Origin of the sequence: Amycolatopsis sp. FBCC-B4732 (assembly GCF_023008405.1) — a bacterium.
Classification (GTDB): Bacteria; Actinomycetota; Actinomycetes; order Mycobacteriales; family Pseudonocardiaceae; genus Amycolatopsis; species Amycolatopsis pretoriensis_A.
Window position 1 is genome coordinate 4,837,697 of sequence record NZ_CP095376.1, and the last position, 25,221, is coordinate 4,862,917.

The 25,221-nt window shown below is 75.2% G+C and carries 1 protein-coding gene; it reads right to left on the minus strand.

Features of this window, described 5'->3' with window-relative positions; translation table 11 throughout:
• Nucleotides 1–25: 25 nt before the first annotated feature.
• A complete protein-coding gene (locus tag MUY14_RS20855; protein ID WP_247024810.1) occupies nt 26–25,219 on the minus strand; it encodes a type I polyketide synthase in 25,194 nt (8,397 codons plus the stop codon).
• Between the last annotated feature and the right edge of the window lie 2 nt (nt 25,220–25,221).

The following is a 25,221-nucleotide window of genomic DNA, read 5'->3' on the forward strand; positions in this document are numbered from 1 at the left end:
CTTCTTGTCCTCGGTCATGGCGGCCTCAGCCCTCCCGCTCGAGTCCGGACCCGTCGCCGAGCCGGCCCAGTTCGTGGTCGATGAAGGCGAACACCTCGTCCGTGCTGGCCGCGTCGAGCCGCTCGGAGACGTCTTCGCCGGCGGGCTCCGCGTCGGCGATCTTCGCCAGGAGCCGGCGCAGCCGGGCCGCGACGTCCGCCTCGGCGAACTCGCCCGCCGTGCCCGCGGCGACCAGCTCTTCGAGCCGGTCGAGCTCCGCCGGCAGCGAAGCCGCGGCGGCCGGGGCCGGGGCCAGCTCGGCCCGCAGGTGCGCGGCGAGCCCGGCCGGGGTCGGGTAGTCGAAGACGACGGTCGCCGACAGGGTCAGCCCGGTCGCGGCGGTGAGCCGGTTGCGGAATTCGACCGCGGTCAGCGAGTCGAAGCCCAGTTCGCGGAATTCCAGCCCGGCCCCGACCTGCTCGGCCGGGTGGCCGAGCACCGCCGAAACCTGGGTGCGCACCAGGGAAAGCAACGTGCGCTCCTGCTCGCTCTCCCGCATCGAGGCCAGCTGCACCCGCAGGTCCGCCGCGGCGGCCCGGTCTCCCGCCGCGACCGCGCTGCGGCGGCCGGGCCGGCCCACCGGGCGCAGCAGCCACGGCAGCTCGCCGCGGGTGCGCAGGGTCGGGAGGTCGACGCGCACCGGGACGACGTGCGCGAGGTCGCCGGCCACCGCGCGGTCGAACAGCTCGGTGCCCTGCTCGGCGCCCAGGGGCGGCATCCCGCCGCGGACCATCCGCTCGCGGTCGGCGTCGGTCAGGTCGCCGGTCATGCCGGTGTCCCAGGCACCCCAGGCCAGGCTCACGGCGTGGTGGCCGTGCGCGCGCCGGTGGGCGGCGAGGGCGTCGAGGAACGCGTTCGCGGCCGCGTAGTTGGCCTGCCCCGGCGTGCCGATGGTGCCGGCCACCGAGGAGAACAGCACGAAGGTGACGTCGCCGGCGAGCTCGTGCAGGTGCCAAGCGGCGTCGAGCTTCGGCGCGAACACCGTCGCCAGCCGTGCCGGGGACTGCGACGCCAGCACGCCGTCGTCGACGACACCCGCGGTGTGCACGACGGCGGTCAGGTCGGGCACGTCGGCGAGCACAGCCGCGAGCGCGTCCCGGTTGCTGACATCGCAGGCCACCACCCGCACGTCGGCCGCCAGCTCCGCCACCAGCGCATCGACCCCCTCGGCGGCCGGCCCCCTCCTGCTGAGCAGCAGCAACTTCCGCGCCCCCCGGGCCACGAGGTGCCGGGCGAACACGCGCCCCAGCCCACCGGTCCCACCCGTGATCAGGACGGTCCCCTCCCGGTCCCAGCCCGCACTTTCACGTGAAAGTGCGGGGCCCAGGTCGGCACTTTCACGTGAAAGTGCGGCTCGGGTGAGGCGGGCGACGCTCAGGGTGCCGTCGCGCAGGAGGAGCTGCGGTTCGCCGGTGGCCAGGGCCGCTTTGATGCCGGTGCCGTCGGGTTCGTCGGCGTCCAGCAGGACGAACCGGCCGGGTTCCTCGGACTGCGCCGAGCGCACCAGGCCCCAGACCGCGGCCGCGGCGATGTCGTCCCCGGCGACCGCACCGCGGGTGACGAACACCAGCCGCGGTGCCGGGCTTTGCAGGTATTCCAGGACTTCCGCGGTGAGCGCGTGGGCCGAAGCCGCCGCGTCCGGGCCGCCGGTGACCGGGATGGCGAGGACGTCGGCGCCGGCCGCCAGCGCGGTCGCGAAGTCCGGGTGGGCCTCGACGCCGAGCGCGGTGGCGAGGTCGCCCCCTACGGCCGCCCAGGTCTCGGCGCCCGGCTCGGGGATCGGGACCGGCGTCCAGCGCAGCTCGAACAGCGCGTCAGCCTCGGCGGGGGCTTCGGCCGCGCGGAGGGTGACGCCGGTGGCCGTCAGGACCGGCTTCCCGGCGTCGTCGGCCAGCGCCAGGGTCACCGAGTCGCCGCCCGCGGGGGTGATCCGGACGCGGGCGCGGGTCGCGCCGGACGCGTGCAGGGTGACGCCGGTCCAGGCGAACGGCAGCCCGGCCGGGGCGCCCTCGCCGAAGCCGATGGCCTGCAGGGCCGCGTCGAGCAACGCCGGGTGCAGCCCGAACCGGCCGGCGTCGGCGCTTTCGGGCAGGGCCAGTTCGGCGTAGACCTCGGCACCGGAGCGCCAGACGCGGTGCAGGCCCTGGAACGCGGGCCCGTAGGCGAACCCGGCTTCGGCCGCCTGGGCGTAGAAGTCCGTGAGGTCGGCCTCGACGGCCCCGTCCGGCGGCCACGTGCCGGGCACCGCCTCGGCGGGCACGGCGCGCGGGACCAGCGTGCCGGTCGCGTGCCGGGTCCAGTCTTCGTCGGCCCGCGAGGAGATCGTCAGCTCGCGGCGGCCGCTTTCGCCGGGCTCGCCCACGGCCAGCTGCAGCACGACGGCGCCGTCCGGGTCGAGCACGAGGGGCACGGCCAGGGTCAGGTCTTCGACCGCCGCGCAGCCGACCTCGTCGGCCGCGCGGACCGCGAGTTCGAGGAAAGCCGCGCCGGGGAACAGGATCGTGCCGCCGACGACGTGGTCGCGCAGCCACGGCTGGGTGGCCGCGGACAGCCGTCCCGAGAAGACCACGCCCGGCGAGTCGGCCAGTGCGAGGGTCGCGCCGAGCAGCGGGTGCCCGGTCGGGGTGAGGCCGAGGCCGGTGGCGTCGCCGCCGGCGGCCGGCAGCGGCCAGAACCACTCGTGCTGGAAGGCGTACGTCGGCAGCGCCACCCGCCGGGCCTTCGGGAAACGGGCGGCCCAGTCGACGGCGACCCCGGCGACGTGCAGCCGCGCGAGGGCCTCGGCGACCGCGGCGGCTTCGTCGCGGTCCTTGCGCTGCACCGGGATCACGTGCGCGGCCGGCTCGTCGACGACGGCGGTGAGCGTGGCGTCCGGGCCCAGCTCGGCGAACACCGTGACGCCGGCCTCGGTGAGCCGCTCGATCGCGTCGCCGAAGCGGACGGTGTCGCGGATCTGGCTGACCCAGTACGCCGGAGAAGTCACGTCACCCGCAGACACGACCGGCACCCGCGGCTCGGCGAAGTCCAGTTTCGCGACGACGTCGCCGAACTCGGCGAGCATCGGTTCCATCAGCACGGAGTGGAAGGCGTGCGAGACGCGCAGGCGCCGGTGCTTGGCGAACTTCGCCGCGACCGCGACGACGGCGTCCTCGTGTCCGGAAAGGACGACCGAGCCGCGGCTGTTCACGGCGGCGACGTCGACGCCTTCGCCGACGAACGGGAGCACGTCCTCTTCGGACGCCCGCACCGCGATCATCACCCCGCCGGACGGCAGCGCGCCCATCAGCCGGGCCCGTGCCGAAACGAGTGCGCACGCGTCCGGCAGGGACAGCACGCCGGCCACGTGGGCGGCGGCGATCTCGCCGACCGAGTGCCCGGTGACGAAGTCGGGGTGCACGCCCCAGGACTCCAGGAGCCGGAACAGCGCGACCTCGAAGGCGAACAGCGCGGGCTGCGCGAACTCCGTGCGGTCGATGCGGGTCTCGTCGTCGAGGGCGGCTCGCACGTCCGGGTCGAGCAGCGCCAGCACCTCGTCGAACGCGGCCGCGAACACCGGGTGCGCGACGTACAGGCCGCGTCCCATGTGGATTCGCTGCGAACCCTGGCCGGAGAAGAGGAACGCGACCGGCGGAGCGACGCGCGCCTCGCCCTGCACGGCGGCGTCCCCGGCGGCGATGGCCCGCAGTCCGGCGACGACCTCGGTGAGTTCGCTGCCGACGACCGCGGCGCGGTGGGTGAACGCCGCCCGGGTCACCGCGGCCGAGTGCGCCAGGTCGCTCAGCGGGGTCTCGGTCGTTTCGAGGTGCTCGGCCAGGCGGGCGGCCTGGGCACGCAGGGCTTCGGGCGTCCGGCCGGAGACCACGACCGGCACCGGACCGGTGTCCGAAGTGGTCGCCCGGGGTGCGGGCTGCTCGGCCGGCTGCTCGAGGATGACGTGGGCGTTGGTGCCGCTGATCCCGAACGACGACACCGCCGAGCGGCGGACGCGGTCCACGTCGGGCCACGCCGTGGTGTCGGGGACCAGGTCGACCGCGCCCTCGGACCAGTCCACATGGGACGACGGTTCGGCCGAGTAGCGCGACTTCGGGACGATGCCGTGACGCATGGCCTGGACCATCTTGATCACGCCCGCGACCCCGGCGGCGGCCTGGGTGTGGCCGATGTTGGCCTTCACCGAACCCAGCAGCAGCGGCGTTTCGCGGTCCCGGCCGTAGGTGGCCAGCAGGCTCTGCGCCTCGATCGGGTCGCCGAGCGGGGTACCGGTGCCGTGGCCTTCGACGACGTCCACATCGGACGTCGTGAGCCCGGAGACCGTCAGCGCCTGGCGGATCACGCGTTGCTGCGAAGGGCCGTTGGGGGCGGTGAGGCCGTTGGACGCGCCGTCCTGGTTGACCGCCGAACCGCGCACCACCGCAAGGACTTCGTGGCCGTTGCGGCGGGCATCCGACAGCCGCTCCAGCAGGACCACGCCGGCGCCTTCGGCCCAGCCGACACCGTCGGCGGAGTCGGAGAACGACTTGCACCGGCCGTCCTGCGCGAGGCCGCCCTGAGCCGAGAAATCGACAAAGGCACCCGGCGTCGCCATCACCGTGACACCACCGGCGATCGCGAGTTCGCAGTCCCCGGCCCGCAGGGCCTGGGCCGCCCAGTGCATCGCGACCAGCGACGACGAACACGCCGTGTCGATGGTGACCGCCGGGCCTTCGAGACCGAGCGCGTAGGCGACACGCCCGGACATGACACTGCCCGCGGTGCCGATGCCGAGGAAGCCGAGAGCCTCCTCCGGGAACTGCACGCCCTGGCCGTAGTCGTGGTACATCACGCCGGCGAACACGCCGGTTTTGCTGCCGCGCAGGGAAAGCGGGTCGACGCCGGCGCGTTCGACGACCTCCCAAGACGTTTCCAGCAACAGCCGCTGCTGCGGGTCCATCGCGAGGGCCTCGCGCGGCGAGATGCCGAACAGGCCGGGGTCGAACATCCCGGCCTCGCCGAGGAAACCGCCTTCGCGGACGTACGAGCGGCCGCGGTCGGCGCCGAAGAGCCCGGCGAGGTCCCAGCCGCGGTCGGCCGGGAACGGCCCGACGCCGTCGCCGCCGTCGAGGACCAGCTGCCACAGCTGCTCGGGCGAGGTGACCCCGCCCGGGTAGCGGCAGGCCATCGACACGATGGCGATCGGGTCGTCGGACACCGGCGCCTTGACCGTGGTGCGGGTGACCGGGACGTCCTCGCCGGCCAGTTCGCCGCGCAGGAAGCCGGCCAGCACGACCGGGGTGGGGTGGTCGAACACCAGGGTCGCCGGCAGCCGCAGGCCGGTCGCCGTGGCGAGCTGGTTGCGGAACTCGACGGCGGTGAGCGAGTCGAAGCCGAGGCCGCGGAACTCGCGCTCGACGTCGACGCTCGCGGCGTCGAACCCGAGCACGGCGGCGACCTGGGTGCGGATGACCTCCAGCAGGGCCTTGCGCTGTTCGCTCTCGCGGAGGCCGGACAGCCGCTCGCGCAGGGCGTTCGCGGCCGGAGTCGCCCGGCCCGCACCGCGACGGCTGCGGCGGCCGACCGGGCGCAGCAGCCACGGCGGTTCGGCCAGGCCGCGCAGCCGCGGCAGGTCGATCAGCACCGGCACGAGCGCGGGTTCGGTGAGCGCGACGGCCCGGTCGAAGAGCGCGCAGCCCTGCTCGACCGGCAGCGGCGGCATGCCCGCGCGGACCATCCGCTCGCGGTCGGCGTCGGTGAGGGTGCCGACCATGCCGGTCTCCCACGCGCCCCACGCCAGCGACGTCGCGGCGAGCCCGCGGGCGTGCCGGTGGGCGGCGAGGGCGTCGAGGAAGGCGTTGGCGGCGGCGTAGTTCGCCTGCCCCGGCGAGCCGATGGTGCCGGCGACCGAGGAGAACAGGACGAACGCGTCGACGTCGCCGGCCAGCTCGTGCAGGTTCCAGGCGGCGTCGGCCTTCGGGCGCAGCACGGTCTCGAGGCGGCCGGGGTCGAGGGAGCCGAGGACGCCGTCGTCGAGGACCCCGGCGGCGTGCAGGATCGCGGTCAGCGGGCGGTCGGCCGGGATGTTCTCCAGCAGGTTCGCCGTGGCGGCGCGGTCGGCGAGGTCGCAGGCGGCGACGGTGACTTCGGTGCCGTGCGCGGCGAGTTCGGCGACCAGTTCGACGACCCCGTCGGCGTCCCCGCCACGACGGCTGGCGAGCAGGACGTGCTTGACGCCGTACTCGGCGGCCAGGTGCCGGGCGAAGACACGGCCGAGCCCACCGGTACCCCCGGTGATCAGGACGGTCCCTTCCGGGTCCCAGCCCGCACTTTCACGTGAAAGTGCGGGGCCCAGGCCGGCACTTTCACGTGAAAGTGCGGCTCGGGTCAGGCGGGCGGCCCGGGCGGTGCCGTCGCGCAGCAGCAGCTGCGGTTCGCCGGTCGCGATGGCGGCGGGCAGTCCGGCCAGGGAGGCGTCGTCGACGTCGGCGAGCACGAAGCGGCCCGGGTTCTCGGTCTGCGCGGAGCGGACCAGGCCCCAGACGGCGGCCGCGGCGAGGTCTTCCCCGGCGACGGCGCCCTCCGTGACGAAGACGATCCGCGTGCTCTCGTTCGGGGTCTGCAGGATGACGAGGACATCGGCGGTGACCCGGCGGACGTCGGCGAGCACGTCGGTGCCGCCGTGCACCGGGACCAGCAGCACGTCCGGCTCCGCGGCCAGCGCCGTGGCGACGTCCGGGTACTCCGTGCCCAGGTCCGCGAGCCTGGCGCCCAGCACGGCGTAGCTTCCCTCGGGCTCGGCACCGGGCAACGGCAGCCAGTCGACGCGGAACAGCGACTCGGGCCCGGACTCGACCGGCGTCGCCGCGCGCAGGGTCAGCGCGTCCACCGACAGCACCGGCGCACCGGTCTCGTCGGCGAGGTCGAGGGTGACCGAGTCGTCGCCGGCCCGCGCGATCCTCGCCCGGACCCGGCGGGCGCCCGTGGCGTGCAGTTCCGCGCCCGCCCACGAGAACGGAAGCCCGCCCGGCACTGAATCAGCGAAAGAGATCGCGTGCAGCACCGAGTCGAGCAGGGCCGGGTGCAGGCCGTAGTCCTCGTGGTCGTCGCCCGGCAGCTCGGCTTCGGCGAAGACCTCGCCGTCACGCAGCCACACCCGGCGCAGGCCGCGGAACTGGGGCCCGTAGGCGAATCCGGCCTCGGCGAAGTTCTCGTAGAACCCGTCCAGGTCCACTTCGGACGCTCCGGCGGGCGGCCACTCCCCCGCGTCGAAGCCGGCTGGGAGCGTGCCCGGGGCCAGGACGCCGGTGCCGTGGCGGACCCACTCGGCGTCGGCGCGCGAGGACACGCTGACCTCGCGGCGGCCGTCCGCGTCCGGGGCGCCGGCCACGACCTGCACGAGCGTCGCGGCGGACAGCACCAGCGGCGCCGCCACCGTAAAGTCCTCCACGCGGCCGCAGCCGACGTGGTCGCCGGCGCGCACCACCAGTTCGAGGAACCCGGCGCCGGGGAACAGGACCTGGCCGCCGATGACGTGCTCGTCGACCCACGACGGCGAGAGCCGGCCGGAGAAGACGACCTCGCCGGAGCCGGCCAGTTCGGTGACCGCGCCGAGCAGCGGGTGCCCGGCCGCGGTGATGCCGAGCTGCCCCGGGCCCGGGATGAGCCGCGGCCAGTAGCGCTGCCGCTGGAACGCGTACGTCGGGAGCGGGACGCGCCGGGCGCCGGTGCCGTCGAAGAGCGCGGTCCAGTCCACCGGCACGCCGTTGACGTGCAACGCGGCCAGCGCGGTGACGGCGGTCGTCTCCTCGTCGCGCCCGGCACGCAGCACCGGGGCGAGGACTTCGCCGTCGACGAGCGCGGTGAGCACGGCGTCCGGGCCCAGTTCGGCGAACGCCGTGACTCCGGCCTCGAGCAGGCGCGCGGTCGTGTCGGCGAAGCGGACGGTGTCGCGGACCTGCCGCACCCAGTACTCCGGCGAGGTGAAGTCGCCGATGACCGGGATTTCCGGTGCGGCGAAAGCCAACCCGGCCACGACCGCGCGGAAGTCGTCGAGCATCGGGTCCATCGCCGCCGAGTGGAAGGCGTGCGACACGGCGAGCCGCTTGGTCTGCTCGAAGCCCGCCGCCGCGGCCAGCACGGCGTCCTCGGCGCCGGAGAGCACGACCGACGACGGCCCGTTCACCGCGGCGAGCGAGACGCCGCCGGTCAGCAGCGGCCGGACCTCGTCCTCGGTGGCGCGGACGGCGACCATCGCGCCGCCGGACGGGAGCGCCTGCATGAGCCGGGCGCGGGCCGCGACGAGCGTGCACGCGTCGGCCAGCGACAGCACCCCGGCGGCGTGGGCCGCGGCGATCTCGCCGACCGAGTGCCCGGCGAGGAACGCGGGCCGCACGCCCCACGAGCGCACCAGCCGGAACAGCGCGACTTCGAGCGCGAAGAGCGCGGGCTGGGCCCAGCCGGTCTCGTCGAGCAGCGCGGGGTCGTCGCCGAAGACGACTTCGCGCAGCGGACGCGGCAGGACGGTGTCGAGGTGCGCGCAGACCGCGTCGAAGGCGTCGGCGAAGACCGGGAATCGCGCGTAGAGCCCGCGGCCCATGCCGAGCCGCTGGGAACCCTGGCCGGTGAACAGGAACGCGACCGTCCGCTCCCGCGCGATCCCGCGGGCGACCGGCGTGCCGTCGACCAGCACGGCCCGGTGTTCGAACGCCGAGCGCGTGGTGGCGAGCGAGAACCCGGCGTCGAGCGGGTCGAGGTCGCGGGGCAGGGCGGCGAGCTGCGCGTCGAGGGCGGCTTCGGACCGGCCGGCGACCGGCCACGGCACCACGCCCGGCGTGACCTCCCGCTCCGGCGAAGCCGGGGAGAAAGCCGGGGCCTGCTCGATGATCACGTGCGCGTTGGTGCCGGACAGGCCGAACGACGAGACGCCGGCCCGGCGCGGGTGCCCGTTCTCGCGCCACTCGACGGGCTCGGTGAGCAGCTCGACGCCACCCGAAGTCCAGTCGACGTGGGTGGAGGGCTCGGTGACGTGCAGGGACGCCGGGATCCGTTCCCGTTGCAGGGCCAGGATCATCTTGATGACGCCGGCGACGCCCGCCGCGGCCTGGGTGTGGCCGAGGTTGGACTTCACCGACCCCAGCAGCAGCGGCGCCGGGCGGTCCTGCCCGTACGCGGCCAGCAGCGCCTGCGCCTCGATCGGGTCGCCGAGGGTCGTGCCGGTGCCGTGGCCCTCGACGACGTCCACATCGGACGGACGCAGTCCCGCACTGGCCAGGGCCTGCCGGATCACGCGCTGCTGCGAGGGGCCGTTGGGCGCGGTGAGGCCGTTGGACGCGCCGTCGGAGTTGATCGCCGAACCGGCGACCACCGCGAGGACGTCGTGGCCGTGCCGGCGTGCGTCGGACAACCGCTCGACGACGAGCACACCGGCGCCTTCGGACCAGCTCGTGCCGTCGGCCGAGTCGGAGTACGCCTTGCACAGCCCGTCCGGCGCGAGGCCGTTCTGGCGGCTGAAGCCGACGAAGCTGACCGGGGTGGCCATGACCGTGACGCCGCCGGCGAGCGCGAGGTCGCACTCCCCCGCGCGCAGGGCCTGCGCCGCGAGGTGCAGCGCGACCAGCGAAGACGAGCACGCGGTGTCGATGGTCATCGCCGGGCCTTCGAGCCCGAGCACGTAGGACAGGCGGCCGGACACGACACTGGCCGCGACGCCGGTGCCCGCGTGGGCCTCGACGTCGGTGGCGGAGCGGACGATCACGCCGGCGTAGTCCTGGCCGTTGGTGCCGACGAAGACGCCGGTGCGGCTGCCGCGCAGGCCGGTCGGGTCGATGCCGGTGCGCTCCACGGCCTCCCACGACGTCTCCAGCAGCACTCGCTGCTGCGGGTCCATCGCCAGTGCTTCGCGCGGGGAGATGCCGAAGAACTCGGGGTCGAAGTCGGCGGCGTCGGGCAGGAACCCGCCGCGGTCGACGTAGCTGCTGCCGCGCCCCTCGCCCGCCAGCGCGGACATGTCCCAGCCGCGGTCGGCGGGGAACCCGGTGATCGCGTCGCGGCCTTCCGACAGCAGCGTCCACAGGTCCTCGGGGGTGCGGACGCCGCCGGGGAAGCGGCAGCTCATGCCGACCACGACGATCGGGTCGTCGGTGGCGTTCGCCGGGCCCGCCACGGCGGTCGCCGGGACGTCGCCGCCGAGCACTTCGACGAGGAGGAATTCGGCCAGGGCAAGGGGGTTCGGGTGGTCGAACACCAGGGTCGCGGGCAGGCTCAGGCCGGTGGCGGCGTCGAGCCGGTTGCGCAGCTCGATCGCGGTGAGCGAGTCGAACCCGAGGTCCGAAAACGCCCGCGTGGCCCCGATTTCCGCGGTGCCCGCGTGCCCGAGCACGGTGGCGACGTGCTCGCGGACCAGGTCCAGCAGCACGCTCGCGCGTTCGGCCGCGGGGGCCGCGAGCAGGCGCGTGGCCAGTGCTCCCCCGGTGGCCGGTTCGGTGGCCAGGTCGGCGAGGACCCGGCGGACGACCGGCAGGTCGGCCAGCAGCGGGCTGCGGCGGATGCTCAGCAGCGACCGCAGGACGTCGGCGTTCTGGATGTCGGCGACGACGAGCTGCGCGGCCGGGCCGCCCGCGTCGGCGAGCACGGTGACGGCGAGGTCGGGGTCCAGGCCACCGCCGAGACCGGCGGCCATGCCGTCACCGGCCCAGGCGCCCCACGCGATCGAGGTCGCGGCCTGGCTGCGGGCGCGCCGGGCTTCGGCGAGCGCGTCCAGCACGGCGTTGGCGGCGGCGTAGTTGGCCTGGCCGGGGTTGCCGACGGCGCCGGCGACCGAGGAGAACAGGATGAACGCGTCGAGGTCGCCGGTCAGCTCGTCGAGCAGCACGGCCGAGTCGACCTTCGCGCGGAAGACGGCGTCGAAGCGGTCCGGGGTGAGGCTGCCGAGGACGCAGTCGTCGAGGACGCCGGCGGCGTGCACGACGGCGTCGGGCCGGTGAGCTTCGAGGAGTCCGGTGAGCTGGGCACGGTCCGCGACGTCGCAGCGCGCGACGACGACCCGCTCGTCGGGGCCCGGTTCGCCGCCGGAGCGGCTGGCCAGCACGACCCGGTCGGCGCCCTGGCCGAGCAGCCACTTCGTGACGTGGCAGCCGAGCGCGCCGGTGCCGCCGGTGACGAGGACGGTGCCGCGGGGCCGCCACGGCGTGGGCGCGGCGGTCGCCGGGACGAGGCGGCGGCCGTAGACACCCGAGGCGCGGACGGCGATCTGGTCGTCGTCGCCGTCGAGGGCCCCGGCGAGGCGGCCGAGGAGCCGGGCGTCGAGGTCGGCCGGGAGGTCGGCGAGGCCGCCCCAGCGGCGGGGGTACTCCAGCGCGGCGACGCGGCCGAGGCCCCAGATCGCCGCCTGGGCGGGCGCGGTGACCGGGTCGGCCGGGCCGGTGGACACCGCGCCGCGGGTGACGCACCACAGCGCCGTGTCGGCACCGAGGTCGTCCAGGGCCTGGACGAGTGCGGTGGTCTCGGCGAGCCCGAGCAGCGAGACGACCGTCGGGGCGAGGTGCGGGCGCAGGAGGCCGGCCAGCTCTTCCCGGTCCACAGTGGACACGGTCAGGGAAGTGCCCAGCGCGGCCGCGACCTCGCGGACCCACGGGTCGTCCGTGGGCGGGACGAGGACCAGCCGTTCGCCGGCCGTCGCGGCCGACGTGGTGAGGGGGCGCCATTCGACGCGGTAGCGCCAGCCGTCCACAACGGACTGGCGCTGCCGTCGCGCGCGCAGGGCCGACAGGGCGGGGACGACCGACTCCAGCGCCGGGGCGTCGACCTGGAGGTCCGCCGCCAGCGACGCGAGGTCGCCGTTCTCCACCACCGACCAGAAGGAGTCGTCCGCGGCGGTCCGGACAGCGGGTTCCGGCCAGTAGCGGCGGTGCTGGAAGGCGTAGGTGGGCAGGTCCGTGGCCCGGGCGCCGGTGCCGGCGAACCAGGCGGCCCAGTCGATCCGGGTGCCGGCGACGTGCAGGGCGGCCACCGCGGCGGCCACGGCAGCGCGGTCGCCGCGGTCGCGGCGCAGCACCGGGACGACCGCCGCGCCCGGGACGTCGACCAGCGCGGTGAGCACGGCGTCCGGCCCGACCTCGACGAACGCCGTCACGCCACGCTCGGTGAGCCCGGCGACGGCGTCGGCGAACCGGACGGTGCCGCGGACGTGCCCGACCCAGTACTCCGGGTCGGTGACGTCCCCGGCGGAGACGACCGGGATCTCCGGCTCGGCGAACGTCAGCCCGGCGACGACCGTGCGGAAGTCGTCGAGCATCGGGTCCATCAGGTGCGAGTGGAATGCGTGGCTGACGGCGAGCCGCTTGGTCTTCTCGAACCGCGCCGCCACTTCCAGCACCGCGTCTTCGGCGCCGGAAAGCACGACCGAACGCGGCCCGTTCACCGCCGCGAGGTCGACCTCGCCGGTCAGCAGGGGGCGGACGTCCGCCTCGGAGGCTTCGACGGCGACCATCGCGCCCCCGGGCGCAAGCGTTTGCATCAGGCGGCCGCGGGCGGCCACCAACGTGCACGCGTCTTCCAGGGACAGCACCCCGGCGACGTGCGCGGCCGCGATCTCGCCGACGGAGTGCCCGGCGACGAAGTCCGGCCGCACGTCCCACGACGCCAGCAGCCGCACCAGGGCGACCTCGATCGCGAACAGCGCGGGCTGGGCATGCCCGGTCTGGGCCAGGGCGTCGGCGGCCGTGCCCCAGATGACGTCCCGGAGTCCGGGGTCGAAGAAGGCGAGCACCTCGTCGAGGGCGGCGGAGAAGACCGGGTACGCCTCGGCCAGTTCGCGGCCCATGCCGAGCCGCTGCGCGCCCTGCCCGGTGAAGAGGAACGCCGGCACCGGCGGGCGGCCGGTCTCGGTGGCGCCGGTCAGTGCCCGCAGCTCGCGGACCGCGGCTTCCGGTTCGGTGGCGACGATCGCGGCCCGGTGCGCGAAGCTCGCGCGGGTCGTGGCCGCGGCGAAGGCGACGTCGAGCAGTTCACCGGACGTCTCGAGCCGCTCGGCGAGGCGGGCGGCCTGGTCCCGCAGCGCGTCGGCGGTCCGGCCGGAGACGACGAGCGGCACCGGGATCGCGGCCGGCTCCTCGCGCGGGGTTTCCGGGCGCGCTTCGGGTGCTTCGAGGATGACGTGGGCGTTCGTCCCGCTGATCCCGAACGACGAAACGCCCGCGCGGCGGGCCCGGCCCACCGGCGGCCAGGGAACGGCCTCGGCGACGACCTCGACCGCGCCGGCCTCCCAGTCCACATGGGACGACGGCTCGCCGACGTGCAGCGACTTCGGCACGACCCCGTGCCGCATCGCCTCGATCACCTTGATCATCCCGGCGACGCCGGCGGCTGCCTGGGTGTGGCCGATGTTGGACTTGATCGACCCCAGCAGCAACGGCGTGCCGCGGTCCTGCCCGTAGGTCGCCAGCAGCGCCTGAGCTTCGATCGGGTCGCCCAGGGTGGTGCCGGTGCCGTGCGCTTCGACGACGTCGACGTCCGAAGTGGACAGACCGGCGCTGGCGAGTGCGGCGCGGATGACGCGCTGCTGCGACGGCCCGTTGGGCGCGGTCAGGCCGTTCGACGCGCCGTCCTGGTTGACCGCGGAACCCCGCACCACGGCGAGGATCCGGTGCCCGTGGCGCAGTGCGTCGGACTGCCGCTCGACGACCAGCAGGCCCGCGCCTTCGGACCAGCCGGTGCCGTCGGCGTCGTCGGAGAACGCCTTGCAGCGGCCGTCGGGGGCGAGGCCGCTCTGGCCGCTGAACCCGATGAACCCGCCCGGCGTCGCCATCACGGTCACGCCGCCGGCGAGGGCGAGATCGCACTCCCCCGATCGCAGCGACTGCGCGGCCAGGTGCAGCGCCACCAGCGACGACGAGCACGCGGTGTCGATCGTCATCGCCGGGCCCTCCAGGCCCAGCACGTACGACAGCCGGCCGGAGGCGACGCTCGCGGCCAGCCCGGTGCCGGTCTGCCCGCGCAGGTCGGCGTCGGTGGTCATGAGCAGGTCGGAGTAGGTCTGGCCGTTGGTGCCGACGAACACGCCGGTGCGCGAACCCCGCAGGCGCGTCGCGTCCAGCCCGGCGCGTTCGAACGCCTCCCACGACACCTCGAGGAGCAACCGCTGCTGCGGGTCCATCGCGACGGCCTCACGCGGCGAGATCCCGAAGAACGCGGCGTCGAATTCGGCGGCGTCGTAGAGGAACCCGCCCGCGCGGGTGTCGGAGGCGGCCAGCGCCGCGGCGTCCCAGCCGCGGTCGGCCGGGAAACCCGAAACGGCGTCCCCGCCCGAGGCGACCAGGTCCCACAGCCCGTCGGGACCGGTGACGCCGCCCGGGAAGCGGCACGCCATGCCGACGACCACGACCGGGTCGTCGGACACCGGCCCGGTGACCACGACGGCGGTGCCGGTGCCGGCCGAGCCGACCAGCTCGCCGCGCAGGAACTCCGCGACCGCGCCCGGGGTCGGGTAGTCGAACACCAGCGTCGAGGGCAGCCGCAGGCCGGTCACCGCGGCGAGCCGGTTGCGGAACTCCACCGCGGTCAGCGAGTCGAAGCCCAGCTCGCGGAACTCCCGCGTGGTCTCGACGTCGTCGGCCGCGTGCCCGAGCACGGTCGCGACCTCGGCGGCGACGTGCCCGGTGAGCACCCGCAGCTGCTCGGCCGGGCGCATCCCGGCGAGCTGTTCGCGCAGCGACCCGCGCACGTGCTCGGCGTCGCCACCCGCGCGGCGGCGGCCCGGCCGGGCGACCGGGCGCAGCAGCCACGGCAGCTCACCCTGGGCGCGCATCGCCGTGAGGTCGACGCGCATCGGCACGACCACGGCGCTCGGCGAGCGGGTCGCCCGGTCGAACAGCCGGATGCCCTGCTCGACGGTCAGCGGCGGCACGCCACCACGGGCCATCCGCTCGCGGTCGGCGTCGGTGAGCGTGCCGACCATGCCGGTTTCCCAGCCACCCCAGGCCAAGGAGAGCGCGGCGCGGCCTTCGACGTGGCGGCGCTGGGCGAAGGCGTCGAGGAAGGCGTTGGCGGCGGCGTAGTTGCCCTGCCCGGCCGAGCCGACCGTGCCGGCGACCGAGGAGAAGACGATGAACGCGGCCAGGTCGAGCTCACGCGTCAGCTCGTCGAGGTGGACGACGGCGTCGGCCTTGGGCCGCAGCACGGTGTCCAGGCGCGCCGGGTCGAGCGACGCGACGACGCCGTCGTCGAGGACGCCCGCGGTGTGCACGACACCCCGCAGCGGGTGCGCGGCCGGGATCCGGGCGAGCACGGCCGCGAGCTGGTCACGGTCGGCGACGTCGCAGGCCGCGATGGTGACGTCGACACCCAGCTCTTCGCGCAGCTCGGCCGCGCCGGGGGCGTCGGGCCCGCGGCGGCTGGTGAGCAGGAGGTGCCGGACGCCGTAGGTGCGCACGAGGTGGCGGGCCAGCTCGCGGCCCAGCCCGCCGGTGCCGCCGGTGATCAGCACGGTGCCGTCGGGTTCCCAGCGCGGCGGCAGGGTCAGCACGATCTTGCCGACGTGCTTCGCACGGCTCATGTGCCGGAACGCGGCCGGGGCCTGGCGCAGGTCCCAGCTCCGGATCGGCAGCGGGGTGAGGACGCCGTCTTCGAACAGCCGCAGCAGCTCGACGAGCAGTTCTGCGGTGCGGTCGGGCCCGGCCTCGCCGAGGTCGAACGCGCGGTAGCGGACCCGCGGCAGCGCGGCGGCGTCGCGGATGTCGGTCTTGCCCATCTCGAGGAACCGGCCGCCGTCGGCGAGCAGGTCCAGGGAGGCGTCGGCGAACTCGCCGGTCAGCGCGTTGAGCACGACGTCGACGCCGGTCCCGCCGGTGACGCGGCGGAAATCGGCGCCGAACTCCAGCGAGCGGGAGGAGGCGATGTGGTCGCCGGCGACGCCGAGTTCGCGCAGGACGTGCTGCTTGCCCGCGCTCGCCGTGGCGAAGACCTCGGCGCCGAGGTGGTGGGCGAGCTGGATGGCGGCCATGCCGACGCCGCCGGCACCCGCGTGGATGAGGATCTTCTGACCGGGCCTGAGGTCCGCGAGGTCGACCAGCGCGTAGTAGGCGGTCAGGAAGACGAGCGGGACGGACGCGGCGGTGCGCGCGGACCACCCGGCGGGCACCGGCGCGAGGTAGCGGACGTCGGAGACGCTGTGCGTGCCGAACGAGCCGGGCAGCATGCCGAAGACGCGCTCGCCGATCCGGGCCGGGTCGACGCCCTCGCCGGCCGCCTCGATCACGCCGGCGCCTTCCGCGCCGAGGTCGCCGAGCTTGCCCGGGTACATGCCGAGCACGGACAGGACGTCGCGGAAGTTGAGCCCGGCCGCTTCGAGGCGGACCCGGACGTGGCCCGCGGGCGGGTCGTCGAGCACGGCCGGGCACGCTTCGGCGCCCAGGTCGTCGATGCCCGCGGGACCGGCGGTGAGCCGCCACGCCGGTACCGCGGGGGGCAGGAGGTCGCCGTTGCCGGCGAGGCGGCCGAGCCGGGCGACGCGGACGCTTTCGCCGCGGACGGCGAACTGGGGTTCCCCGGAGACGACGAACCCGGTGCCGGGCAGGGCCGCGCCGGCTTCGAGGTCGACGAGGACGAACCGGCCGGGCTGCTCGGACTGCGCGGAGCGGATCAGGCCCCAGGCGGCCGCGGCGGCGGGATCGGCGATCCGGTCCCCGGGCTCGACGGCGACGGCTTCCCGGGTCACGAAGACGACCCGGCGGGCCCGTTCGTCGGCGTTCTGCAGCACGGCCAGGGCCTGCGCGGTGACCTCGCGGACCGCGGTGAGCAGGTCGTGTCCGCCGCCGCCGGATGCCGTGAACGACTCGTTCACCGCGTCCGACGTCATGAACGACTCGTTCATGACGTCCGGGCCGGCGCCGAGCGGGACCAGGAGCACGTCCGGTTCCAGGGCCAGTGCCGTTTCGAGGTCCGCGCAGGGGCGGGCCACCGCCGCCAGCTGCGGGTCGTCGCCGAGCAGGGCCCAGGTGCCCGCCGGGGCGTCCTTGGCCAGGGCGGCCGGGACCCACGTGGTCTGGAAGAGGGAGTCGTCGTCCGCGTCGCGCTGGGCCGCTTCGCGCAGCTGGAGCGACTGGACGGTCAGGACCGGCTCGCCGGCCTCGTCGGTGACCGCGATCGCCACCGACTCGCGGTCCACCGGCGTGAAGCGGGCACGGATCCGCGTCGCGCCCGAGGCGTGCAGCGACACCCCGGACCACGCGAACGGCAGGCCGCCCGCGATCGTGTCGAGCCGGTGGAGGGCGTGCAGGGCCGCGTCGGACAGGGCCGGGTGCAGGCCGTAGTCGCCGTCGGCTTCGCCGGGCAGCTCGGCCTCGGCGAGCAGCGTGTCGCCGTCCAGCCAGGCCCGGGTCAGGCCGCGGAAAGCGGGTCCGTAGGCCAGGCCGGTCGCGGCCAGTTCCGGGTACACGGTGGACACGTCGAGCTCGGTCGCCCCGGCGGGCGGCCACTCCCCCGGCGGCGCCGCCGGGTGTTCCCCGACCGCGACGAACCCGGCCGCGTGCTGCACCCACTCGGCGTGCGGGCCGGTGCCGCGGGCGGAGATGGTCAGCTCGCGGCGCCCGGCGTCGTCCGGGCCGCCGGCGGCGATCTGCAGCAGCACCGGCTCGTCCGGGCGCAGCCACAGCGGCGCGGCGATGGACAGGCTTTCCACGGCCGAGCAGCCGACCTGGTCCGCCGCGCGGACGGCGAGGTCGAGGAACCCGGTGCCGGGGAACAGCACGTGCCCGCCGACGACGTGGTCGGCCAGCCACGGCTGGGCGTCCCGCGAAAGCAGCCCGGACAGCACGACACCGCCGGAGTCGGCGAGGTCGACGGCGAAGTCCAGCAGCGGGTGCCCGGCCGGGGTCAGCCCGAGGCGCTCGACGGCGCCGCGGCCCGGCACCACCCGCGGCCAGTAGTGCTGCCGCTGGAAGGCGTACGTGGGCAGGGTGATCCGCCGGGCGCCGGTGAACCACGGCGTCCAGTCGACATCGACGCCGGCGACGTGCAGCCGGGCCAGTCCGCTAAGGACGGTCTCGGCTTCCGGGCGGTCCTTGCGCAGCAACGGGGTCACGAGCGCGCCGGGCTCGTCGACCAGTGCCGAGAGGACGCCGTCCGGGCCGATCTCGACGAACGCCGTGACGTCCAGGTCCGCGAGGACGTCGGCGAAGCGGACGGTGTCGCGGACGTGGCGGACCCAGTACTCCGGGTCGGTGACGTCGCCGCTGGTGACGAGCGGGATCCGCGGCGGCGTGAACGCCAGCCCGGCGACGACCGCGCGGAAGTCGTCGAGCATCGGGTCCATCAGGTGCGAGTGGAACGCGTGGCTCACCTTGAGCCGCTTGGTCTTCCCGAACGTCGACGCCACCGCCAGCACCGCGTCCTCGGCGCCGGAGAGCACGACCGCGCGCGGGCCGTTCACCGCGGCGATGTCGACGCCGCCGGTGAGCCGGGCGCGAACGTCCTCTTCGGACGCTTCGACGGCGACCATCGCGCCGCCGCGCGGCAGGGCCTGCATCAGGCGGCCGCGGGCGGTCACCAGCGCGCAGGCGTCCTCGAGGGACAGCACGCCGGCGATGTGCGCGGCGGCGATCTCGCCGACCGAGTGCCCGGCGACCCGGGCGGGCCGGACGCCGTGCGCCTCGGCCGTGCGGGCCAGGGCGACTTCGAGCGCGAACAGCGCCGGCTGCGCCCAGCCGGTTTCGGCGAGCAGGCTTCCGTCGTCGCCCCACAGGACGTCCCGCAGGCCGGGGTCGAGGTGGGCGAGGACGGCGTCGAGCGCGGTGGCGAACGGCTTCGAGGTGCGGTACAGCTCGCGGCCCATGCCGAGCCGCTGCGAGCCCTGGCCGGTGAACAGGAAGCCCACCGAGAGCGCTTCCGCGGTTCCCCGCGCGATCTCGCGGACGCCGTCCGGCGTGGCCGAAAGCACCGCGCGGTGCGGGAAGCTCGCGCGGGTGGTGGCCAGGGAGTACCCGGCGTCGAGCGGGTCGGGCCCGGCCTCGGTAAGCCGGGCGATCTGGGCGGTGAGGGCGTCCTCGGTCTTGGCCGACACGACCCACGGCACGACCGGAACCTCCGGGCGCGGCGCGGGGACGGGCCGCGGCTCGGGTGCTTCGAGGATGACGTGGGCGTTGGTGCCGCTGATCCCGAACGACGAAACCCCGGCCCGCCGCGCCCGATCCACCGCGGGCCACTCGACGGCTTCGGAGACGACCTCGACCGCGCCGGCTTCCCAGTCCACATGGGACGACGGCTCGCCGACGTGCAACGACTTCGGCACGACCCCGTGCCGCATCGCCTCGATCACCTTGATCACGCCCGCGACACCCGCGGCCGCCTGCGTGTGCCCGATGTTCGACTTCACCGACCCGAGCAGCAACGGCGTCTCACGGTCCTGCCCGTACGTCGCCAGCAGCGCCTGCGCCTCGATCGGATCGCCCAGCGTCGTCCCGGTGCCGTGCGCCTCGACGACGTCGACGTCCGAAGTGGACAGACCGGCGTCGGCCAGCGCGGCGCGGATGACCCGCTGCTGCGACGGGCCGTTCGGCGCGGTCAGGCCGTTCGACGCACCGTCCTGGTTGACCGCGGAACCCCGCAGCACGGCGAGGATCTCGTGCCCGGCGCGGAGTGCCTCGGACTGCCGCGCCAGCACCAGCACGCCGACACCTTCGGACCAGCCGGTGCCGTCGGCGTCGTCGGAGAACGCCTTGCAGTGGCCGTCCGGCGCGAGGCCGTTCTGGCCGCTGAAGCCGACGAACCCGCCCGGCGTCGCCATCACCGTGACACCGCCGGCCAGCGCCAGGTCGCACTCCCCCGCCCGCAGCGACTGCGCGGCCAGGTGCATCGCGACCAGCGACGACGAACAGGCGGTGTCGATGGTCATCGCCGGGCCCTCCAGGCCCAGCACGTAGGACAGGCGACCGGAGACAACGCTGCCGGCGATCCCGGTGCCGGTCTGGCCGCGCAGCTCGACGTCGGCGGTGAGGAACAGGTCGGAGTAGGTCTGGCCGTTGGTGCCGACGAACACGCCGGTGCGCGAGCCGCGCAGGCCGGTCGCGTCCAGCCCGGCGCGTTCCAGTGCCTCCCAGGACACTTCGAGCAGCTGGCGCTGCTGCGGGTCCATGGCGACGGCTTCGCGCGGGGAGATGCCGAAGAACCCGGCGTCGAATTCGGCGGCGTCGTAGAGGAACCCGCCCGCGCGGGTGTCGGAGGCGGCGAGCGCGGCGGCGTCCCAGCCGCGGTCGGTGGGGAAGCTCGACACCCCGCTGCGGCCGCCGGCGACCAGGTCCCACAGGTCTTCGGGGCTCTCGACCCCGCCGGGGAAGCGGCAGGCGACCCCGACCACGACGATCGGGTCGTCGTCCCGCCGTCCGGTGGTCACCGCGGCGGGGGTGGCCGCGTCGCCGAACAGCTCGGCCAGCACCAGCCGGGCGACCGCGACCGGCGTCGGGTGGTCGAACACCAGCGTCGAGGGCAGCCGCAGCCCGGTCACCGCCGCCAGCCGGTTGCGCAGCTCGACGGCGGTCAGCGAGTCGAAACCCAGGTCGGAGAACGACTTCGCGGCCCCGACCGCGGCGGGATCGGAGTGGCCGAGGATGGTCGCGGCGCGGCCGCGGACGAGATCGGTGACCTTCGCGAGCCGCTCCTCGTCGCTCAGGGCGCGCAGCTGCCCGGCGAGGTCGGCGGCGGCCCCGGACGTCGTGGCGGCCGAGCGGCGGATGCCCCCGGCCAAGCCGCGCAGGATCGGCGGCAGCTCGTCGAGCAGGCGCAGGGCGGCGAGGTCGACGGCGACCGGCACCACCAGGGCCCGCGGCAGCGCGAGGGCGGCGTCGAACAGCGCGAGGCCGTGGTCGAGTTCGAGCGGCGGCATGCCCGAGCGGGCCATCCGCGCGCGGTCGGCTTCGGCGAGCGAGCCGGCCATGCCGACCGTCCACGAGCCCCAGGCCAGCGAGTGGGCGGGCAGGCCGGCGGCGTGGCGGTGCTCGGCGAGGGCGTCGAGGAAGCTGTTGGCGGCGGCGTAGCTGCCCTGCCCGGCGCCGCCCATGATCCCGGCGACGGAGGAGAACAGCACGAACGCGTCGAGGTCGTGGGTCAGCTCGTGCAGGTGCCACGCGGCGGCGGCCTTGGCGGCCAGCACCGGGGCGAGCCGCTCCGGGGTGAGCGCGGTGACGACGCCGTCGTCGAGCACGCCGGCCGCGTGCACGACCGCGGTCAGCGGGTGTTCGGCCGGAACCGCGGCGAGCGCGGCGGCCAGGTCGTCGCGGTCGGCGACGTCGCAGGCGCGGATCTCGGCGCCGAGCTCCTCCTGCAGTTCCCGCGCGCCGGGCGCGTCCGGGCCGCGACGGCTGAGCAGCAGCAGGTGCCGGACACCGTGCTCACGCACGAGGTGCCGGGCCAGCTCGGCCCCCAGTCCCCCGGTGCCGCCGGTGATCAGGACCGTCCCGTCCGGATCCCAGGCCGCACTTTCACGTGAAAGTGCGGCCCCCAGGTGGGCACTTTCACGTGAAAGTGCGGCGTCCAGGCGGGCGAGGCGGGGGGCGCGGGCGGTGTTGCCGCGCAGCTGCAGCTGGGGTTCGTCGAGGGCGAGGGCACGGGCGATGGTCGCGTCGGTGGTCTCGGCGTCGACGTCGACCAGCACGAAGCGGCCCGGGTTTTCCGCCTGGGCGGTGCGGATCAGGCCCCAGACGGCCGCGGCGGCGAGGTCGCCGGCCTCGGTCACGAAGACCAGCCGCGACGCCGCGGACTGCTCGTCCGCCAGCCAGTCCTGCACCAGTTCGAGGGCGCGGGTGGTCAGCGTGGTGAGGTCGTCCAGGGGGCTGCCGTCGCCGGCCAGCCGGACGAGGGTGACGTCGGTGGCGCCTTCCGGGGGCAGCACGACCGGCACCCAGCGCGGCTCGAACAGCGAGTCCACCTCGGACTCGGCGGTCACGGCTTCCGAGCGCACCGAGCCGATCGACGCCACGGGCAGGCCCGCGGCGTCGGTGAGAGCCAGGCCGGCACCGACCTGGACCCGGACCCGAGCCGCTCCCGTCGCGTGCAGCGAAACCCGCGTCCACCGGGTGGGGTACCCGGTGATCCCCGCGGCCTCCAGGACGTCCTGGAGCAGGCGCGGGTGCAGCCCGAAGCGGGCCGTCTCGGCTTCGTCTTCGCCGAAAGCGACTTCGATGCCGGAGTCGTCCGAGAAGTCTTCGTGGTGCGCGCCGGTGGCGAGGACGCCCTCCGCGCGGCGGATCCAGCGACCCTCGGTGCGGGTGTGGATGTCCAGGCGACGACGGCCGGTCTCGTCCGGCTCGCCGACCGCAAGCTGCAGGTCGGCGGCCTCGTCGGCGGCGAGGACCAGCGGGGCGCCGAGGGTGAGTTCTTCGACCAGGTCGCAGCCGAGGTCGAGCCCGGCGCGCAGGGCGAGCTCGACGAAACCGGTGCCCGGGAACACGCCGTCGGTGAGCCACGGGTGCGTGCGCGCCGAGATGCGGCCGGTCAGCAGCAGGCCGTCGGACCCGGCCGGGGCCAGGGACGCGCCGAGCAGCGGGTGGGTCACCGGGTCGAGCCCGAGCCCGGCGGCGTCGGCGGCGACGTCCACAGTGGACGGCCAGAAGCGTTCGCTCTGGAACGGGTACGTCGGCAGGGAAACCGTGCGCGCGCCGGTGCCGGCGAAGAACGCCGGCCAGTCGACCCGTACGCCGGCGGTGTGCAGCCCGGCCAGCGCCGCGGTCAGCACCGCGGCTTCGTCGGAGTCGCGGCGCCCCAGCGGAATCGCGGTGCCGTCCCCGATCAGCGGGGTGAGCGCGGCGTCCGGGCCCAGCTCGGCGAGCACCGAAGCACCGGACCCGGCGAGCCGCGCCACGGCGTCGGCGAACCGGACCGGTTCCCGCACGTGGCTCACCCAGTACTCGGGCGACGTCACGTCCCCGGAAGCGACGAACGGCAGCACCGGCTCGGCGAACGACAACCCGCCCACGACCGCCCGGAAGTCGTCGAGCATCGGGTCCATGAGCGGCGAGTGGAACGCGTGCGACACCGAAAGCCGGCGCGGGCGCTCGAAGTGCGCGGCCGCGGCCAGCACGGCGTCCTCGGCCCCGGACAGCACGACCGACCGCGGCCCGTTGACCGCGGCGATGGCGACGTCGTCGCCCAGGTACGGCCGGACGTCCTCCTCGCTCGCGCGGACGGCGACCATCGCGCCCCCGGCGGGCAGCGCCTGCATCAACCGGGCCCGGGCACCGACCAGTACGCAGGCGTCGTCGAGGGACAGCACACCGGACACGTGCGCGGCGGCGATCTCGCCGACCGAATGCCCGGCGACGAAGTCGGGCCGGATCCCCCAGGACTCCAGGAGCCGGAACAGCGCGACCTCGATCGCGAACAACGCGGGCTGCGCGTACCCGGTCTGGTCCAGGGCGGCGGCGTCGTTGCCCTGCAGCACTTCGCGGACGGCCGGGTCGAGCCGGTCGAGCGAAGCGGCCAGAGCGTCGGCGAACACGGGGAACCGCGCGGCCAGCCCCCGGCCCATCCCCGGCCACTGCGCGCCCTGGCCGGTGAAGACGTACGCGAGCGCGGGCGGCCGCTCGACCGAACCCGTGACGACGCCGGGCGCGTCCCCGTCCGCCAGCCAGGCGGCCAGCGCCGCACGAGGGTCCGGGTCGAGGACGCTCAGCCGCTCTTCGAAGGCCGACCGGGTGGTGGCGAGGGAGTAAGCGACGTCCAGGGGATCGCCGGTGACGTCGACGATCTGGGCGACCTGGGCGCGCAAGGCGGCCGGGGTGCGCCCGGACAGCAGCCACGGCGCCGGAACGTCCGCCCGCTCGGTCTCGACGGCCGCCGCGACGGGCGCCTGCTCGATGAGGACGTGGGCGTTGGTGCCGCTGACCCCGAACGACGAGACCCCGGCCCGGCGCGCACGATCGACCGCGGGCCACGGCTCGTTCGCGGTGGCGAGCCGCACCGCACCGGAGCTCCAGTCCACATGGGACGACGGTGTCTCAGCGTGCAACGTCCGCGGCACGACCCCGTGCCGGATCGCCTCGACCACCTTGATGATCCCGGCGACCCCCGCCGCCGCCTGGGTGTGCCCGATGTTGGACTTGACCGACCCCAGCAGCACCGGCGTCTCGCGGTCCTGCCCGTAGGTCGCCAGCAGCGCCTGGGCTTCGATCGGGTCGCCGAGCTTCGTACCGGTGCCGTGCGCCTCGACGACGTCGACGTCCGAAGTGGACAGTCCGGACGCGGCCAGCGCGGCCCGGATCACGCGTTGCTGCGAAGGACCGTTGGGGGCGGTGAACCCGTTGGACGCGCCATCGGAGTTGACCGCGGTGCCGCGGACCACGGCGAGCACCTCGTGCCCGTTGCGCTGCGCGTCCGACAGCTTCTCCAGCACCAGCACGCCGACGCCTTCGGACCAGCCGGTGCCGTCGGCGTCGTCGGAGAACGCCTTGCAGCGGCCGTCGGCCGAAAGCCCGCCCTGGCGGCTGAACTCCAGCAGCGACCCGGGCGTCGACATCACGTTCACGCCCGCGGCCAGCGCGAGCGTGCACTCCCCCGCCCGCAGCGCCTGCGCGGCCAGGTGCACCGCGACCAGCGACGACGAGCACGCCGTGTCGACCGTGACGACCGGGCCTTCGAGCCCGAGCGTGTAGGCCACCCGGCCGGACAGCGCGCTCGCCGCGATGCCGGTGCCGACCGAACCGTCGGCGTCGGCCAGCGAACGGACCATCAGATAGGCGTAGTCCTGCCCGTTGGTCCCGGCGAAGACGCCGGTCCGGCTGCCGCGCAGCCGCCTCGGGTCGAGGCCGGCCCGCTCGATCGCCTCCCAGGACACCTCCAGCAGCAGCCGCTGCTGGGGGTCCAGGGACACCGCCTCGCGGGGCGAGATCCCGAAGAACCCGGCGTCGAAGTCCGTGACACCGTCGAGGAACCCGCCCGCCTGGCTGACGCCCATGCCCCGCTCGTCCACTCGAGCGCCGGTGACCGCCTCGACGTCCCAGCCGCGGTCGGCCGGGAACGGCCCGATCGCGTCACCGCCGGCTTCGAGGAGCCGCCACAGCGCTTCGGGGCCGCGGACGCCGCCGGGGAACCGGCAGCCCATGGCCACGATGGCGATCGGCTCCGTGGCGGCGGCGCGCAGCTCCTGGTTCTGCCGCTTGAGCCGCTCGGACTCCTTCATCGCGGCACGGAGTGCTTCGACGACCCGGTCGCTCGGGGTGGACATGT

Bases quoted from the DNA above. Each gene is read 5' to 3' on its own strand.
- MUY14_RS20855 (WP_247024810.1), bottom strand. From the start codon at position 25,219: ATGTCCACCCCGAGCGACCGGGTCGTCGAAGCACTCCGTGCCGCGATG.